Below are 15,976 nucleotides of genomic sequence, written 5' to 3' on the forward strand. Positions count from 1 at the left end.
ACCACTAACACTCAAGGAGCCATGATCTAGAGTCATACCTCATGATGAACGCTTCAGTGCGCCCCGTTACGACGTGAAAATCTGCATCCCCGCATAAGGTTTCCGGCGACACGCCTCAAGTCGCGACGCCAGATTCCCGACATGGACTTCAAGCTTGTGCCCATCTGGATCCAGAAAATAAAACGACGCACCTTCGCTGCGATTGTCCCGCCACTCCAGAACCCTCACGGCTCGCAGTCGTTCAACCAATACCGGGAAGTCGCTGGCGCCCACGCTGAATGCGTAATGGGTGTAATCGACTGCGGCTTCCGGCCGACGCAGCGGATCGAGAGACAGGCACAACCACAACCCTGGCAACCACAGATAGGCGCCGCGGTCCCAGGTGGTGTCGAGGCGCAGGTGCAACAGGCCATGATAGAACGCCACGCTGCGGTCCAGATCGGTGACCGCCAGGGTCAGGTGGCTAAGTCCTGAGAGCATCGGTTCAGAGCCCTTTTAACTCTTTGGGAACAACATACTGCTGACCGTCATACCGCAGCGTCGTCAGTAGCGTTTTCCCCACCGTATCCTTGTACTCACAATCACCGTTTTTCATAGTGTTTTGCGAGCCGGTGGTTACCGATTTGACGATCAGGTCGGCGAAACCATTGCTGCTGGTTTTGGCCATGTCCAGGGTGCGTTTGGTGCGCGAAAATTCGCCGGTGCAGTTGGTATCCCACTCACCGCTTGCGGATTCGATCACCAATTGTTCCAGTACCGGGCGCAGTGTGTTGCCTTCGCGAACATACAGCGACAGCCAGGCCTCGTCGAAAGGATTGGCCCGTGACGAGCCGGTGAACCCCGCACGCACACCGAATGCCCGCAGGTCGGAAGTAAGCTTGTAGCGCGCGGTGTCGATGCTCAGCCCTTCGAACCGGACGGCATCGGAGCTGAACGCCGAGGCTTTGGCATAGCGGGCCAGTGGCTTGCCGTCGACATTGGACACCACGGCCAGTTTCAGGTCGTACATTCCGGTGCCGTCCGGCTCCTGGCTGAGGGTCGGATCCGGTTCGATTTGCGACAGCGCGATGATGGTCTGGCCGTCATAGGCCGGCCAGTCCTTACACACCGAATAACCCGATACACCCTCAGGCAATGGTGGTGTTACACACTCGGCATACGCCTGGGTTGCGCCCAGCGCACCACTCATTGCCACACATCCCAGCCAGCTGTATTTCAAGGTCATTCCCTGTTCCTTGCGAACGTCATCAATCGATAAAAGATCAGCCATGCACTATCGCCTGCCCGGTCTGTCGATTCAACCCGTTCGATACAGCACTTCAAAACGCGCTGCGAAAGATCTCCTCGATCTGCTGCTGATCCGCCGCCCGTGGATTGGTCAGGCCGCAGGCGTCTTTCAAGGCATTGGCGGCGAGGATCGGAATGTCTTGCAGCTTGGCGCCGAGGTCGCGCAAACCGCCGGGAATCTCCACATCCCTGGCCAACGCGCGGATCGCCACGATGGCCGCCTGGGCGCCCTCTTGCGAACTGATTCCGAGCGCGTCGGCCCCCAGAGCCTGCGCCACCACCGCCAGGCGTTCGGCGCACACTGGCGCGTTGAAGCTCTGCACGTGCGGCAGCAGTACCGCGTTGCACACACCGTGGGGCAAGTCATAAAAACCGCCCAACTGGTGCGCCATTGCATGCACAAACCCCAGCGAAGCATTGTTGAATGCCATGCCGGCGAGGAACTGCGCATACGCCATGTTTTCCCGGGCGATCATGTCGCTGCCGTCGTGCACGGCCAGGCGCAGGTTGCGGCTGATCAGCTCGATGGCTTTCAGTGCGCAGGCGTCGGTGATCGGGTTGGCGGCCGTGGAAACGTAAGCTTCGATGGCGTGGGTCAAGGCGTCCATGCCGGTTGCTGCGGTCAGGCCCTTGGGCATGGCCGCCATCAGCGTCGGGTCGTTGACCGACAGCAGCGGCGTGACATTGCGGTCAACGATGGCCATTTTCACGTGGCGCGATTCGTCGGTGATGATGCAGAAACGGGTCATCTCGCTGGCGGTGCCCGCGGTGGTGTTGATCGCGATCAGCGGCAATTGCGGCTTGGCTGATTGGTCGACGCCCTCGTAATCGGCAATCTTGCCGCCGTTGGTGGCGCACAACGCGATGCCTTTGGCGCAATCGTGGGGTGAGCCGCCGCCCAGGGAAACTACGCAATCACACTGGCTGCGCCGGAGCAGTTCCAGGCCGCTTTCGACGTTGGCGATGCTCGGGTTCGGTTTGGCACCGTCGAATATCACCGAGTCGATGTCCTGCATCGCCAGTTTGTCAGCGATCAACCCTGCCACGCCAGCCTTGGCCAATCCAGCGTCCGTCACGATCAAGGCCTTGCGAAAACCATAGTTGCGAATGGCGTTCATGGCTTCGTCGAGGCAACCGGTGCCCATGATGTTCACGGCAGGAATGAAAAACGTGCTGGTCATCACCAATCCTCTTCGATAGGGCCGAACCGGCAACCCCGATTCAGCGCAGGCCCAAAGGATCGACCCATCCGTTACCGCGCATCTTGATCTGGCTCAACACCCGGTCGTGATAAAGTCTGCGCCCTGCACTCCACCCGTTTGAGATGACCGACGCATGAGCGATTTCCAGGAATTTGATGCCCGACTAGAAGACTGGAATGCGTTGCGCGCAACCACCCCGTTCAGCGGCCTGCTGGTGGGCAATGGCGCCAGCCGTGCGGTGTGGGATGATTTTGGTTACGACTCGCTGTTCGAGAACGCCCGCACGGTCGAAGAAAAGCCGTTGAGCCAGTCCGAACTGAGCGTGTTCGACGCGATGCAAACCCGCAGTTTCGAGCAAGTGCTGAGCGCACTGAAAACCACCAGCCGGGTCAACAAGGCCCTGGCCGTGAGCTCTGCCGCACCGCGCAATCGCTACTACGCGATCAAGGAAGCGCTGATCAACACCGTGCACGCGGTGCATATCCCGTGGCGCCTGGTGCAGGCCTCAAGCCTGGCGGCGATCAATCAGGAGTTGAGTACCTATCCGACGGTGTTCACCACCAACTACGACCTGCTCAATTACTGGGCGATCCAGCACCAACCCGACGTCATCAATGACCTGTTTCACGGCACCGAGCCGAGCTTCGACCTGAGCGCCAGCACCGCGGATAAAACCCGCCTGCTCTACCTGCACGGCGGCTTGCATCTGGTGCGCAACCAGGACGGCACCGCACGCAAACTGACCTCGACAGAGGGCACGCTGCTGGGCAGTTTTGCGATCAACAACACGATCAAGACGCTGGACGACGTGCCGCTGTTCGTCAGCGAAGGCAGCTCTGAAGACAAGCTCAAGACCATCCGCAGTTCGGATTACCTGTCGTTCTGCTATGACCAGTTACTCAAGCAAAGCGACGCGCTGTGCATCTTCGGCCACAGCCTGGGCAAGCAGGACACTCACATCGTTCATGCCCTGCGCCAGGCGAAACCGAAGACCGTGGCCGTCTCGATTTACCCGCGCAGCGCGGCGTTCATCCAGAGCCAGAAGCGGCATTACACGAAGGTGTTTGAAGGGACTGGTGTGGAGTTGAGGTTTTTTGATTCGAAGAGCCATGCGTTGGGTAGCCCGAAGTTATCCATTCCAGTCGAGGTTTAGTGGCGCCGGGAGCGACGCCATCGCGAGCAGGCTCGCACACAGGGGATTTTCAGGGTATTCAAAGCACCGGCAAGGTTTTGTCCTTGATCACCTTGGTCGGTCCGTTGGCCTTGACGCTGGCGATGCCTTTTTCCCGTACGGCGTCGGAAGAATAAGCCTCGCTGCTGCCGATAATCTGATGATTGGCAGCCTTGAGATTGAAGTAAGGATGACCATCCTTGGTGGTTTTTTTCTCGTAGCGTTCATCCAGTGGGCTATTGGCCTGAACCGAGGCGATGCCGTCATCGGCGGCGCTGCGCGTGGTGTACAGCTCGCTGGTGAGAATGGTCTCGGCGTTGGCCGCTTTCAGCACAAAGCGAAACTGGCCAGTGATGCTTTTGCTCAACTCGTACCATCCGGACATGCTTTTTCTCCTTCGCGATTGAGGGGGTTCGCGCTTCAGAGTAAAGACCACGCCACCCTACTTCACCACCGTGCGCACCACCGACAACTCCGGCGTCGTCACCCGGCGCTGGCTCAGGTAACGTGTGCAGCTGACCCGCAGGAACGAGGCGAAATTCACCACTTCGCCCCGGTAGTCCATCACCTCTTCATAGAGCTTGGCGATCAACTGGTTGGTGGTCATGCCATCGACCTCGGCGATCTCGCTGAGGATGTCCCAGAACTGGTTTTCCAGCCGCAGCGTGGTCACCACCCCGCAGATGCGCAGCGAGCGCGAGCGTGACTCGTACAGGATCGGGTCGGCTTTGACGTACAGCTCGCACATGCGCAGGCCTCCGCTTACAAGGTGATTGTGGTGCCCAGCAGACCGAGGAAACCGGCCAGCCAGCTCGGGTGTGCCGGCCAGGCTGGAGCCGTCGCCAGATTGCCCTGAACGTGACCTTGCGTCACCGCAATATCGATGAACGTGCCACCGGCCAAACGCACTTCTGGCGCGCAGGCGGGATAAGCGCTGCATTCGCGGCCTTCAAGAATCCCCGCCGCCGCCAACAATTGCGCACCATGGCAGACCGCCGCAATCGGTTTGCCGGCCTTGTCGAAGGCTTGCACCAGTTGCAGGACTTTTTCGTTCAGGCGCAGGTATTCCGGCGACCGACCACCCGGCACCAGCAACGCGTCGTAGTCCGCGGCATCGACCTTGGCGAAGTCAAAGTTCAGCGCGAACAGGTGACCGGGTTTCTCGCTGTAGGTCTGGTCGCCTTCGAAGTCATGGATCGCGGTGCGAACGGTCTGCCCGGCGGTTTTGTCGGGGCACACTGCGTGCACCGTATGACCGACCATCAGCAACGCCTGAAACGGCACCATCACTTCGTAGTCTTCGACGTAATCGCCGACCAGCATCAGAATTTTTTTCGCGGCCATGGGGATGACTCCTCTGGTAAAAACGTGGGCAGGAAGGAGTATTCAAGGTAGTCCGAATCCAGCGGGACGGGTAATAACCAGCTACTACGAGTAGCAAGTCAAATGAGTGGTCTGGAAATATTTCTGTGGCGAGGGAGCTTGCTCCCGCTGGGTCGCGTAGCGGCCCCAAAACCATGCACCACTGTATTTCAGACAAACCGAGTCAAGCTTCTTACGACTGCTTCGCCCGAACGCGGACCGGCCGACGGGAGCAAGCTCCCTCGCCACGCGGTCGGTGCTGTACTTCAAACTGTACGTGTCACTCTGTGCCTAGCTGTAGCAGCGCTGCGCTCCAGGTTTATGGCTAGATGAACGCTCTCCCGCCACTTTCGAATTCTGGTTACCGTTATGTCCTCGCGCGAAAACACCGGCATGGCTCTGGGCCTGCTCGGCGTCGTCATCTTCAGCCTGACCCTGCCCTTCACCCGGATCGTGGTGCAAGAAGTCCATCCGCTGCTCAATGGTCTGGGCCGAGCGTTGTTCGCGGCGATTCCGGCGGCGATGTTGTTGCTCTGGCGGCGAGAGAAATGGCCGACCTGGAAACAGGTCAAAGGCCTGACGTTGGTGATCGCTGGAGTGATTCTCGGTTTCCCGGTGCTCTCGGCCTGGGCCATGCAAACGCTGCCGGCGTCTCATGGCGCACTGGTCAACGGTTTACAGCCATTGTGCGTGGCGCTGTATGCGGCGTGGTTGTCCCATGAGCGGCCGTCGAAAGCCTTCTGGGCTTGTGCCGCATTGGGCAGCGCGTTGGTCCTGGGTTACGCGTTGATCAGCGGTGCCGGAAGTATCCAGGCCGGTGATTTATTGATGCTTGGGGCAATTGCCATCGGTGGTCTGGGTTACGCCGAAGGTGGCCGGTTGGCCAAGGAGATGGGCGGCTGGCAGGTGATCTGCTGGGCGCTGGTGCTGTCGACACCGCTGTTGATCGGCCCGGTGACATACCTGGCGCTGCAGCACCAAGGCGAGATTTCGGCGAAAACCTGGTGGGCCTTCGGTTACGTGTCGCTGTTCTCGCAGTTCATCGGCTTCTTCGCCTGGTACGCCGGACTGGCGATGGGTGGCATCGCCCGGGTCAGTCAGATCCAGCTGCTGCAGATCTTCTTCACCATCGCCTTCTCGGCGCTGTTCTTCGGTGAACACATCGAACCGATTACCTGGCTGTTTGCGGTCGGGGTGATTGTCACCGTGATGCTCGGGCGCAAGACGGCGGTGCGCCCGGCACAACCAGGCACGTTACCGACAGGTATTCAGATCAAACCGTTCAAATAAGCAGCCCATCGGCCCGCAGCAGGGTTTCCAGACAATGCTCGGTGATGTGGTAGAACGCCTTGAGCTCCTGGATTTTTACCAATAGCTGCGCCGGGTCCACCGGCTCAGCGCGTTTGACCGCCAGGATCATCTTGTTCTTGTTGGTGTGGTCCAGAGAGATGAACTCGAACACCTTGGTTTCATACCCGCAGGCCTCGAGGAACAACGCCCGCAGACTGTCGGTGACCATTTCGGCCTGCTGCCCCAGGTGCAAACCGTATTGCAGCATCGGCTTGAGCAGCGCCGGGCTCTGGATTTGCAGGCGAATCTGCTTATGGCAGCACGGCGAACACATGATGATCGCCGCACCGGAACGAATGCCGGTGTGGATCGCGTAGTCGGTGGCGATGTCACAGGCATGCAGGGCGATCATCACGTCCAGCTCGCTCGGCGCCACGCTACGTACATCACCACATTTGAACACCAGCCCCGGATGCTCCAGGCGCGCGGCAGCGGTGTTGCACAGGGTAACCATGTCTTCGCGCAACTCGACGCCAGTGACCATACCTTCGGCGTGCAAGGTGTTGCGCAGGTAATCGTGAATGGCGAAGGTCAGGTAGCCCTTGCCTGAACCGAAGTCCGCCACCCGTACCGGTTTATCCAGCGCCAGCGGAGAAGACGTCAGCGCATGGCTGAAGACTTCGATGAACTTGTTGATCTGCTTCCACTTGCGCGACATCGCCGGGATCAGCTCGTGCTTGCTGTTCGTTACACCGAGATCCGCGAGGAACGGCCGGGTCAGGTCAAGGAAGCGGTTCTTCTCGCGGTTGTGCTCGGCAGACGGCACTTCGCGCAGTTGCTGGGGCTTGCTCTTGAACAGCGAACTCTTGCCCTTCTTGCTGTATTCGAGCTGGGCTTCATCGGTCAGCGCCAGCAGGTGCGCGTTTTTGAAGTCCTGTGGCAACAACGCGGCAATCGTCGCGATGCCCTCTTCGACCGGGAAATTCTTGGTGATGTCACGCGTCTTGTAGCGATAGACGAAGGACAGGCACGGCTGCTCCTTGACCGTCAGCTGCTTGATAATGATGCGCTGCAAGTCGACTTCAGCGCCGACGTACTTGGCCAGTACCAGTTTGATGAAGGCCTTCTGCGTCAGGCTGGTGCTCAGCAGGTCGATGAATTGCGCGTGATGATCCGGCGTGAGGCTGGCGGGAGTTGCGGTAACTGACATGTAAAAAAACGCCTCGGGCGGTGCGGATCGGGGAATGACCGGTATTTTAGGGGGGATGGCGCGTCGGGACACGCAGTTATTTACGAACGGTGCACATCCTGTGGCGAGGGAGCTTGCTCCCGCTCGGTTGCGAAGCAGCCGCAAGACAGGCAACCGCGATGACCTGATGGACCATGTTTGCTGGTTTTAGGGCCGCTTCGCGCCCCAGCGGGAGCAAGCTCCCTCGCCACAAAGTTCCCGGTTCTAAATCCCAGAACCAGCTTCAGCCCAGAACCACCAATCGATTCGGCAACTCATTGCGCGCCTGCGTCACCGGCACATGCACCTTGAGCAGTTCGCCACAGGCCTCGATGCAGGTGACAAAGCCCTGCAGCGTCTGGCCCTGTTTCACCTGCCGGGTGAAGGCTGCGACGATCGGGTCCCAATTTTTGTTATCCAGCCTCCGGGAAATCCCTTCGTCCACCAGAATCTCCACATAACGCTCGGCTTCGCAGACGAAAATCAGCACGCCGGTGCCGCCGACGGTGTGGTGCAGGTTCTGCTCCAGAAACTGCCGGCGCGCCAGGTTCGAGGCGCGCCAGTGGCGCACCGACCGCGGGATCAGGTGGGTGGTGATCGACGGAATCCGGAACACCAGGCACAGCACGATGAAACTCACCCACTGCACCAGCAGCAAGGTGTGCATGTTCAGCCAGCCGGAAACGTAGTGCACGATGCCCGGCACGATCAGCGCCAGCAGGCTGGCCCAGAGCAGCGGGATGTACGCGTAGTCGTCGGCCCGGGCCGCGAGCACGGTGACCAGTTCAGCGTCGGTGTCGCGCTCGACACGCGCGATGGCCTCGGCGACTTTGCGCTGTTCGTGTTCCGTCAGTAATGCCATGGTTTTGAATGCTCACTCATTATTGTTATCACCAGCCGCCCGACGAACCGCCGCCCCCGAAACTGCCCCCTCCGCCACTGAAGCCGCCGCCCCCTCCGAAGCCACCACCAAAGCCTCCGCCACCAAACCCGCCGGAACCCCCGCGACCGCCGCTACGGGGCAGGATGCCGAGCATCTGCAAGATAAAAATCGTCAGGATAAACAGGACCGCAAAAAAAACGAACAATGTCGGATGACGCCCGATAAAGTCGCTACTCCGATCACCGCCCGAATCATAAATCGTCGACGGTTCATCCAGTGGGTTGCCGCCCAGTACCACCAGCATCGCGGCAACGCCGTCACTGATGCCTTTGCTGAAATTGCCGGACTTGAACGCCGGAGTGATCACTTGATTGATGATCACCGAGCTTTGCGCATCGGTCAGCCGATCCTCCAGGCCATATCCGACCTCGATCCGCAGTTTGCGCTCAGCGCGAGCGACGATCAGCAACGCACCGTTGTTCTTGTCCTTTTGACCGATGCCCCAGTAACGCCCCAGTTGATAACCATAGTCGTCGATGCTGGTGCCTTGCAGGTCCGGCAGCGTCACCACCACCAACTGTTCGCCGGTGGCCTGTTCGTGGGCCTGGAGCTGCTGGGTCAGTTGCTCGCGCACCGCCGGCTCGATCATCTGGGCGTTATCCACCACCCGACCGGTCAACGCCGGAAACTTCAGCTCGGCCTGAGTGGTGATGGAAAAGATCCAAAGCATCACCACCAGGCTGATTTTCAAAACGCGCATTGGCACCTCATCCCTAATGGCTCATGCCTCATGGCTCTTTCCTCATGATTCATGGGGTGGTATCCCGACAGCACTGAAAGCCCGCCGGGAACCTGCGCTGATCAGAACTTCACTTGCGGCGCCTTGTCGGCACCCGGGCTGGTGGCCTCGAAGGTGTCGCGCAACGGCAGGTCGCTGTACAGCACGCTGTGCCACAAACGGCCAGGGAACGTCCGCAGTTCGGTGTTGTAGTTCTGCACCGCCAGGATGAAATCCCGGCGCGCCACGGCGATACGGTTCTCGGTGCCTTCCAGTTGCGATTGCAGCGCCAGGAAGTTCTGGTTGGCCTTCAGGTCCGGATAACGCTCGGACACCACCATCAAACGACTGAGGGCGCCGCTGAGCTGATCCTGGGCCTGCTGGAACTGTTTGAGTTTTTCCGGGTTGTCGAGGGTGCTGGCATCGACCTGGATAGAGGTCGCCTTGGCCCGCGCTTCGACCACCGCCGTCAGGGTCTCCTCTTCATGCCTGGCGTAACCTCTGACCGTTTCCACCAGGTTGGGGATCAGGTCGGCGCGACGCTGGTACTGGTTCTGCACTTGCGACCAGGCCGCCTTGGCCTGTTCGTCGAGGGTCGGAATGGTGTTGATGCCACAGCCGGCCAGAACCGTGCCGAGCACTATCAACACCGCGATTTGCCAGCCCGAACGATAGCGCTGTTGTACATTCATGCGAGTGATGCTCCCTTGCCCATTACCCTGGAAATATTCCTGCGCGCCTTCAACTCGAACTCTTGGGGCATAATCCCCCCCCGCCACTGGATTGCATCGGGCCAATCGGCTAAAAGATGCCCAGCGCAAAAAGAGTTTAGAGGTTTGCTGCATTTAGTCGAACAACAACAGACGCCCCCTAATTTTTGGCTGACCGGCGCGTAACCACTGCGTCCGTTTAGGCTTTTGAGAAAACTATTCATGAAGAAGCTGTGTTTGCTGGGCCTTGCCATCGGCCTGGCCAGTCACTCGGTATGGGCCGACACAACGCCCGCACCGATTGAAAACAAGGACGCTTTCGTCAGCAACCTGATGAAGCAGATGACCCTTGAAGAAAAGATCGGCCAATTGCGCCTGATCAGCATCGGCCCGGAAATGCCCCGCGAGATGATCCGCAAGGAAATCGCTGCCGGCAATATTGGCGGCACCTTCAACTCGATCACTCGCCCGGAAAACCGTCCGATGCAGGACGCGGCCATGCGCAGCCGGTTGAAGATCCCGATGTTCTTCGCCTATGACGTGATCCACGGCCACCGGACCATTTTCCCTATCCCTCTGGCCCTGGCCTCGAGCTGGGACATGGACGCGATTGGCCGCAGCGGGCGCATTGCCGCCAAGGAAGCCGCGGCCGATAGCCTCGACATCACCTTCGCGCCGATGGTCGACATCTCCCGTGATCCACGCTGGGGCCGCACCTCCGAAGGTTTCGGCGAAGACACCTATCTGGTCTCGCGCATCGCCAAAGTGATGGTCAAGGCCTACCAGGGCGAGACCCCGAGCGCGGCCGACAGCATCATGGCCAGCGTCAAGCACTTCGCCCTGTACGGCGCAGTCGAAGGCGGTCGCGACTACAACACCGTCGACATGAGCCCGGTAAAAATGTACCAGGACTACCTGCCGCCGTACCGCGCCGCGATTGATGCCGGTGCTGGCGGGGTGATGGTTGCGCTGAACTCGATCAACGGCATTCCGGCCACCGCGAACATGTGGTTGATGCAGGACCTGCTGCGCAAAGAGTGGGGCTTCAAGGGCCTGGCGGTCAGCGACCACGGGGCGATTTTCGAGCTGATCAAGCACGGCGTGGCCCGCGACGGTCGTGAAGCGGCGAAGCTGGCGATCAAGGCCGGCATCGACATGAGCATGAACGACACCCTGTACGGCAAGGAATTGCCTGGGCTGCTGAAGTCCGGCGAGATCCAGCAGAGCGACATCGACAACGCGGTGCGTGAAGTGCTGGGCGCCAAGTACGACATGGGCCTGTTCAAGGACCCGTACCTGCGTATCGGCAAGGCTGAGGATGATCCGGCCGACACTTACGCCGACAGCCGTCTGCACCGCGCCGAGGCCCGTGACGTTGCACGTCGCAGCATGGTGTTGCTGAAGAACCAGAACGAAACCCTGCCCCTGAAGAAGACCGCGAAAATCGTTCTGGTCGGTCCGCTGGCCAAGGCACCGATCGACATGATGGGCAGTTGGGCTGCCGCCGGTAAACCGGAGCAGTCGGTCACCTTGCTCGATGGCATGACCCGCGCCCTCGGCGATAAGGCCAAGCTGACCTACGCCCGTGGCGCCAACATCACCGAGGACAAGAAAGTCCTCGATTACCTGAACTTCCTCAACTTCGACGCCCCGGAAGTGGTGAATGATCCGCGCTCGGCGCAGGTCATGATCGACGAAGCAGTGAAAGCCGCCCAGCAGTCCGATGTCATCGTGGCAGCGGTAGGCGAGTCGCGTGGCATGTCTCACGAGTCATCGAGCCGTACCGACCTGAACATCCCGGCCAACCAGCGCGACCTGATCAAGGCCCTGAAAGCCACCGGCAAACCGCTGGTGCTGGTGCTGATGAACGGCCGTCCGCTGACGATTCTCGAAGAGAAGGAACAGGCTGACGCGATACTCGAAACCTGGTTCACCGGCACCGAAGGCGGCAACGCGATTGCTGACGTACTGTTCGGTGACTACAACCCGTCCGGCAAGCTGCCCATCAGCATCCCGCGTTCGGTGGGGCAGATTCCGACCTACTACAACCACCTGAGCATCGGTCGCCCGTTCACCCCCGGCAAACCGGGCAACTACACCTCGCAGTATTTCGATGACACCACAGGTCCTCTGTTTCCATTCGGCTACGGTTTGAGCTACACCAGCTTCGGCCTGTCGGACATGGCCCTGTCGTCGACCACGCTGAACAAGTCCGGCAAAATCGACGCCAGCGTGACCGTTAAAAACACCGGCAAGCGCGACGGTGAAACCGTGGTGCAGCTGTACATTCAGGACGTGGTCGGTTCGATGATTCGCCCGCTCAAAGAACTGAAAAACTTCCAGAAAGTGATGCTCAAGGCCGGCGAACAGAAAGTCATCCACTTCACCATCGACGAGGACGACCTGAAGTTCTACAACGCCCAGCTCAAATATGCAGCAGAGCCTGGCAAGTTCAACGTGCAGATCGGCCTAGATTCCGAGGACGTGACGCAGCAGAGCTTCGAGTTGCTTTAACCCCCCCCTGAAATCTGGCGGGCTCTTGTGGCGAGGGGGCTTGCCCCCGTTTGGCTGCGTAGCAGCCATAAAACCTGCAAACTCATTCTCAGGACAGAACGAGTTTGCCGGTCTTAGGACCGCTTCGCGGTCCAACGGGGGCAAGCCCCCTCGCCACAGTTCCACGTAACCGGCTAACCCCGCCGATCCAGCAGATTCACCACCATCCGATCCACCCATCCCCACACCCGCTGCTTGACCCGTCGCCACAGTGGTCGGCGTTGCCATTCCTCAAGACTGACCCTTTGACTCAAGGCAAAGTCCTTCTCGAAACTTGCCGCCACCGCCAGGCTCAACGTCGGATCGAGGGCTTCCAGGTTGGCCTCCAGATTGAAACGCAGATTCCAGTGATCGAAATTGCATGAGCCAATGCTCACCCAGTCATCGATCAGGACCATTTTCAGGTGCAGGAAACACGGCTGGTATTCGAAGATTTTCACCCCCGATTTGAGCAGGCGCGGGTAATAACGATGCCCGGCGTAGCGCACCGAAGGATGATCGGTACGCGGCCCGGTCAGCAGCAGGCGCACATCGATGCCCCGTGCAGCAGCCTTGCGCAGCGAGCGGCGGACTTTCCAGGTTGGCAGGAAGTAAGGCGTGGCCAGCCAGATTCGCTGCTGACCGCTGTTCAATGCACGAAACAGCGACTGCAGGATGTCCCGGTGTTGCCTGGCGTCGGCGTACGCTACCCGGCCCATTCCCTTACCCATCGACGGTACTCGCGGCAGACGCGGCAAACCGAAGTGCGACACAGGTTTCCAGGCACGGCGGTGGCGGTTGGCAATCCATTGACGGTCGAATAGCAACTGCCAGTCGAGCACCAGCGGGCCGCCGATTTCCACCATCACTTCATGCCACTCGCTGGTGTCACGACCGGGGGTCCAGAACTCGTCGGTGACGCCTGTGCCACCGACCACCGCCAGTGTCTGATCGACCAGCAGCAACTTGCGGTGGTCACGGTAAAGGTTGCGTACCCAGCGCCGCCAGCTCAGGCGATTGTAGAAACGCAGCTCCACGTCAGCCTCTATCAGGCGTCGCCGCAGACTCAGGGTGAATGCCAGGCTGCCGTAATCATCGAACAGACAACGCACGCGCACACCGCGCTCGGCGGCTTGTACCAGCGCCTGAACCATCGCCTCGGCACAGGCGCCCGCCTCCACCAGGTACAGCTCCAGTTCGACTTGTTCCTGCGCAGCGGCAATCGCTGCCAGCATCCGTGGAAAAAACTGCGGCCCGTCGATCAACAGCTCATAGCGATTGCCTTCGCGCCAGGGAAACACTGCACCGCTCATGTCAGCGCGCCGTGAAAATCAGCACCGCACCCACCGGCACCGACAAACTGATGGCCGACAGGCCGGCGACTGTGCGCAAGGTTTCCAGCCCTGGCAGCAGATCGAAATCCTCCGCATCAAGTACCAGAGGTTCCAGGGTTACGACTTGAAAGCGTCGATCATCGAGGCGTGTCGCCAGCAACTCGGCGTTGTAAGCGTGCACTTTGCCGTGAAGACTGACCGTCAGTGGCAAACGCAATTCGAGTTGCGCGCCGGGGGCCAGATCCTTGATCGGCCGCAAATCGATCTGCGTGCTGATCAGCGCTTCAGGGAACGTCTTGATCTCGAACAGCTCTTTGCGCATGCGCTCATCGCGCAGCGGAATTCCGCTGTTGACCGACTCCAGTTCGACCTGCACTTGCGCCTGGCCGTTGTCGTCAACCTTGCCATGCAGCACCAGAAAGCGCTGAACTTCGGAGAGGTTGGCGTTTTTGGTGGAGATAAACGACAGACGTGAAGACTCACCGTCCAGGTACCAGTCGGCGTGGGCTGGCGAGGTAACGAAAGCCAACGGCAGCAAGGCCAGGGCTGTGCAGCAAAACCGCTTGAACATAAACACTCATGGGCAAGTAAACCTGAGCCGAACCTTAGCCTGAGTGAACGCGCTTGCAAACCGCGCCAGGCAAAAGACCGTACCTATGGGTTCAACCGACACCCCTGACGAATCCCGAGCCACGCGGCGATATGACTGCGCCCCATGCCGCTGACCGTCACGCGCTTGTTGGGAGCGTCATCGAGAAAACTGCTGACGGGTACGTACTGCGCCACATAGCCCTGGCAATAGTCCGCCGGGTTGTTCTCGACATACCGACACGAGCAATATTCCTTGGCAGTGTAGGCGCTGATGATGTCGGGGAACGCCCACAACGCAACTCGCTCCTGCCAGATCCAGCCGAGCAACACAACGATCAACAACAGCAACACGCTGAGCCGTGGCCGACGAAGAATAATTCCGGGATTCATGGCTGCACCTTCTGCGCAAATGCCGCCAGTGCCAGTCTGAGTAACTCGTTGTGCTGGTAACTGCCGTCGCGATCATCGCCATAGCGCACGATCACCAGGTTCTCGCTAGGCACCACGTAAAGCGCCTGCCCCCAATGGCCGAGCGCCGCGAAGGTGTCATCGGGTGCGTCCTCCCAAGGTCTTTCGGCGCCGTCGACCGCCCGATTGAGCCACCAATGCCCGCCGGGTACGGCTTCATCCTGATTGGCCTTGAAGCGAATGAACGGTTGGCGGTTGAACTCGACCCAGTCCTTTGGCAGCAACTGCCGGTTACCCCAGCGACCGTCGCGTTGCATCAACAAGCCGATCCGCGCCAGATCGCGCGCCGTCATATAGGCATAGGACGAGGCGACAAACGTTCCCGTGGCATCAGTCTCCCAAACGGCACTGCGAATCCCCAAGGGGCCGAACAACGCAGTCCATGGATAGTCGGCGTAGCGCTGCGCACCGACCATGGTCTTCAGCGTTGCGGACAATAGATTGCTGTCACCGCTGGAATAACGAAACGCCTGACCCGGTGGGCTGAACTCGTCATGGCCGGCAGCGAACGCGGCGATGTCCTGGCGTCCATGGGTGTAGAGCATCGCCACTATCGAAGAATTCAGCGGTGCATATTCATAGGTTTCCTGCCAATCCAGCCCCGAGGCCCAATGCAGCAAATCCGCGACGGATACATTCGGATGGCTCTGCAAGGGTGGATAAAACTTGGCCGCCGGGTCCTGCAGTTTGAACAAGCCTTCGCCATAGGCCACGCCCAGTACCGTGGCCATCAGGCTTTTACTGACGGACCAGGTCAGGTGCGGTGTGTCGGCTGTGGTTGGGCCGGCGTAGCGTTCGTAGATCAATTGCCCGTCACGAATCACCAGCAAGACATCGGTGCGAACGCCTGCACGGCTGCCGTCGTCGCGCGGTGCAAAGGCGTAATCCTCCAGGGCCTGAAGCGCCGGACCGCTGATCTTGGGTCCCGGCGACCATCGTTCAGCAGGCCAGTTTTCCGCCAGAACCGGAAGGCTGACCAGCAACATGAACAGCAGAGTCAGGCGTTTGAACACGGCAGACACTCAAAGGGATTAACCCTCTGAGCGTAGTCGAGCCAGATGACAATTTTGAAGTTTCGGTTACTCATGAGATCGCCATCGCGGGCAAGCCTTGCTCCTACGGATCTATGTCGTTTGCGGA

Annotated in this window: 17 protein-coding genes; 3 read left to right on the plus strand and 14 right to left on the minus strand. The window is 59.8% G+C overall.

Annotated features, from left to right (window positions below; all coding sequences use genetic code 11):
* Positions 1–66 precede the first annotated feature (66 nt).
* From HK44_RS28050 to yiaY, 3 genes are all read right to left on the minus strand, one after another.
* Positions 67–480 (minus strand): VOC family protein, encoded by a 414-nt coding sequence (locus HK44_RS28050; RefSeq protein ID WP_019692242.1) that lies wholly within the window; start codon positions 478–480, stop codon positions 67–69.
* 4 nt (positions 481–484) lie between these two features.
* Positions 485–1,225 carry a hypothetical protein gene (locus tag HK44_RS28055; protein ID WP_019692241.1) on the minus strand — a complete coding sequence of 247 codons (741 nt, stop codon included), beginning with the start codon at positions 1,223–1,225 and terminating at the stop codon, positions 485–487.
* A gap of 94 nt (positions 1,226–1,319) precedes the next feature.
* Complete coding sequence (gene yiaY / locus HK44_RS28060; RefSeq protein ID WP_019692240.1) at positions 1,320–2,468, minus strand: L-threonine dehydrogenase; 1,149 nt, start codon at positions 2,466–2,468, stop codon at positions 1,320–1,322.
* A 154-nt stretch (positions 2,469–2,622) separates the two neighbouring features.
* Here yiaY and HK44_RS28065 point away from each other — a divergent pair, with 154 nt between their 5' ends.
* The gene (locus HK44_RS28065; protein WP_019692239.1) at positions 2,623–3,642 is read left to right on the plus strand and encodes a DUF4917 family protein; all 1,020 of its coding nucleotides are present in this window, start codon (positions 2,623–2,625) and stop codon (positions 3,640–3,642) included.
* A 58-nt stretch (positions 3,643–3,700) separates the two neighbouring features.
* On the opposite strand, the gene HK44_RS28070 is transcribed toward HK44_RS28065, so the two are convergent.
* From HK44_RS28070 to HK44_RS28080, 3 genes are read right to left on the minus strand one after another with little or no spacing between them, the layout of a single operon-like run.
* The gene (locus HK44_RS28070; protein WP_019692238.1) at positions 3,701–4,045 is read right to left on the minus strand and encodes a YegP family protein; all 345 of its coding nucleotides are present in this window, start codon (positions 4,043–4,045) and stop codon (positions 3,701–3,703) included.
* Between the two features lie 57 nt (positions 4,046–4,102).
* Complete coding sequence (locus HK44_RS28075; RefSeq protein WP_019692237.1) at positions 4,103–4,408, minus strand: ribbon-helix-helix domain-containing protein; 306 nt, start codon at positions 4,406–4,408, stop codon at positions 4,103–4,105.
* 14 nt (positions 4,409–4,422) lie between these two features.
* Positions 4,423–5,004, minus strand: a complete 582-nt coding sequence (locus tag HK44_RS28080) for a DJ-1/PfpI family protein (protein ID WP_019692236.1) — start codon at positions 5,002–5,004, stop codon at positions 4,423–4,425.
* Between the two features lie 387 nt (positions 5,005–5,391).
* Here HK44_RS28080 and HK44_RS28085 point away from each other — a divergent pair, with 387 nt between their 5' ends.
* A complete protein-coding gene (locus HK44_RS28085) occupies positions 5,392–6,312 on the plus strand; it encodes a DMT family transporter (protein WP_019692235.1) in 921 nt (306 codons plus the stop codon).
* Here the strand turns inward: HK44_RS28085 and HK44_RS28090 are convergent.
* The 4 genes from HK44_RS28090 to HK44_RS28105 all read right to left on the minus strand — a co-directional run bounded on the left by HK44_RS28090 (position 6,305) and on the right by HK44_RS28105 (position 9,893).
* A complete protein-coding gene (locus tag HK44_RS28090) occupies positions 6,305–7,522 on the minus strand; it encodes a class I SAM-dependent methyltransferase (protein WP_019692234.1) in 1,218 nt (405 codons plus the stop codon). The genes HK44_RS28085 and HK44_RS28090 overlap by 8 nt on opposite strands.
* A gap of 262 nt (positions 7,523–7,784) precedes the next feature.
* On the minus strand, positions 7,785–8,402 hold the full coding sequence (locus tag HK44_RS28095; RefSeq protein ID WP_019692233.1) for a TPM domain-containing protein: 618 nt from the start codon (positions 8,400–8,402) through the stop codon (positions 7,785–7,787).
* A gap of 28 nt (positions 8,403–8,430) precedes the next feature.
* Positions 8,431–9,183, minus strand: a complete 753-nt coding sequence (locus HK44_RS30255; protein ID WP_019692232.1) for a TPM domain-containing protein — start codon at positions 9,181–9,183, stop codon at positions 8,431–8,433.
* A gap of 101 nt (positions 9,184–9,284) precedes the next feature.
* Complete coding sequence (locus HK44_RS28105) at positions 9,285–9,893, minus strand: LemA family protein (RefSeq protein WP_019692231.1); 609 nt, start codon at positions 9,891–9,893, stop codon at positions 9,285–9,287.
* Between the two features lie 240 nt (positions 9,894–10,133).
* On the opposite strand from HK44_RS28105, the gene bglX reads away from it, so the two are divergent.
* Positions 10,134–12,425 carry a beta-glucosidase BglX gene (gene bglX / locus HK44_RS28110; RefSeq protein WP_019692230.1) on the plus strand — a complete coding sequence of 764 codons (2,292 nt, stop codon included), beginning with the start codon at positions 10,134–10,136 and terminating at the stop codon, positions 12,423–12,425.
* A gap of 173 nt (positions 12,426–12,598) precedes the next feature.
* Here the strand turns inward: bglX and HK44_RS28115 are convergent, their stop codons facing one another.
* The 4 genes from HK44_RS28115 to HK44_RS28130 all read right to left on the minus strand — a co-directional run bounded on the left by HK44_RS28115 (position 12,599) and on the right by HK44_RS28130 (position 15,849).
* On the minus strand, positions 12,599–13,756 hold the full coding sequence (locus HK44_RS28115) for a phospholipase D-like domain-containing protein (protein ID WP_019692229.1): 1,158 nt from the start codon (positions 13,754–13,756) through the stop codon (positions 12,599–12,601).
* Position 13,757: 1 nt separating this feature from the next.
* Entirely contained in the window at positions 13,758–14,348 is a 591-nt protein-coding gene (locus tag HK44_RS28120; protein WP_019692228.1) for a YceI family protein, read from the minus strand.
* Between the two features lie 83 nt (positions 14,349–14,431).
* The gene (locus HK44_RS28125) at positions 14,432–14,758 is read right to left on the minus strand and encodes a hypothetical protein (protein ID WP_019692227.1); all 327 of its coding nucleotides are present in this window, start codon (positions 14,756–14,758) and stop codon (positions 14,432–14,434) included.
* A complete protein-coding gene (locus HK44_RS28130) occupies positions 14,755–15,849 on the minus strand; it encodes a serine hydrolase domain-containing protein (protein ID WP_019692226.1) in 1,095 nt (364 codons plus the stop codon). The genes HK44_RS28125 and HK44_RS28130 overlap by 4 nt, the downstream gene beginning before the upstream one ends.
* Positions 15,850–15,976: the final 127 nt, after the last annotated feature.

This window comes from Pseudomonas fluorescens HK44 (assembly GCF_000217955.3).
Lineage (GTDB): Bacteria > Pseudomonadota > Gammaproteobacteria > Pseudomonadales > Pseudomonadaceae > Aquipseudomonas > Aquipseudomonas fluorescens_AQ.

Excerpts from the sequence above, each read along its gene's own strand:
- HK44_RS28055 (WP_019692241.1), bottom strand. The coding sequence starts at position 1,225 with ATGACCTTGAAATACAGCTGGCTGGGATGTGTGGCAATGAGTGGTGCG.
- HK44_RS28125 (WP_019692227.1), bottom strand. The coding sequence starts at position 14,758 with ATGAATCCCGGAATTATTCTTCGTCGGCCACGGCTCAGCGTGTTGCTG.
- HK44_RS28050 (WP_019692242.1), bottom strand. The coding sequence starts at position 480 with ATGCTCTCAGGACTTAGCCACCTGACCCTGGCGGTCACCGATCTGGAC.
- HK44_RS28070 (WP_019692238.1), bottom strand. The coding sequence starts at position 4,045 with ATGTCCGGATGGTACGAGTTGAGCAAAAGCATCACTGGCCAGTTTCGC.
- yiaY (WP_019692240.1), bottom strand. The coding sequence starts at position 2,468 with ATGACCAGCACGTTTTTCATTCCTGCCGTGAACATCATGGGCACCGGT.
- HK44_RS28080 (WP_019692236.1), bottom strand. The coding sequence starts at position 5,004 with ATGGCCGCGAAAAAAATTCTGATGCTGGTCGGCGATTACGTCGAAGAC.
- HK44_RS28120 (WP_019692228.1), bottom strand. The coding sequence starts at position 14,348 with ATGTTCAAGCGGTTTTGCTGCACAGCCCTGGCCTTGCTGCCGTTGGCT.
- HK44_RS28115 (WP_019692229.1), bottom strand. The coding sequence starts at position 13,756 with ATGAGCGGTGCAGTGTTTCCCTGGCGCGAAGGCAATCGCTATGAGCTG.
- bglX (WP_019692230.1), top strand. The coding sequence starts at position 10,134 with ATGAAGAAGCTGTGTTTGCTGGGCCTTGCCATCGGCCTGGCCAGTCAC.
- HK44_RS28105 (WP_019692231.1), bottom strand. The coding sequence starts at position 9,893 with ATGAATGTACAACAGCGCTATCGTTCGGGCTGGCAAATCGCGGTGTTG.
- HK44_RS28095 (WP_019692233.1), bottom strand. The coding sequence starts at position 8,402 with ATGGCATTACTGACGGAACACGAACAGCGCAAAGTCGCCGAGGCCATC.
- HK44_RS28085 (WP_019692235.1), top strand. The coding sequence starts at position 5,392 with ATGTCCTCGCGCGAAAACACCGGCATGGCTCTGGGCCTGCTCGGCGTC.
- HK44_RS28065 (WP_019692239.1), top strand. The coding sequence starts at position 2,623 with ATGAGCGATTTCCAGGAATTTGATGCCCGACTAGAAGACTGGAATGCG.
- HK44_RS28090 (WP_019692234.1), bottom strand. The coding sequence starts at position 7,522 with ATGTCAGTTACCGCAACTCCCGCCAGCCTCACGCCGGATCATCACGCG.
- HK44_RS28075 (WP_019692237.1), bottom strand. The coding sequence starts at position 4,408 with ATGTGCGAGCTGTACGTCAAAGCCGACCCGATCCTGTACGAGTCACGC.
- HK44_RS30255 (WP_019692232.1), bottom strand. The coding sequence starts at position 9,183 with ATGCGCGTTTTGAAAATCAGCCTGGTGGTGATGCTTTGGATCTTTTCC.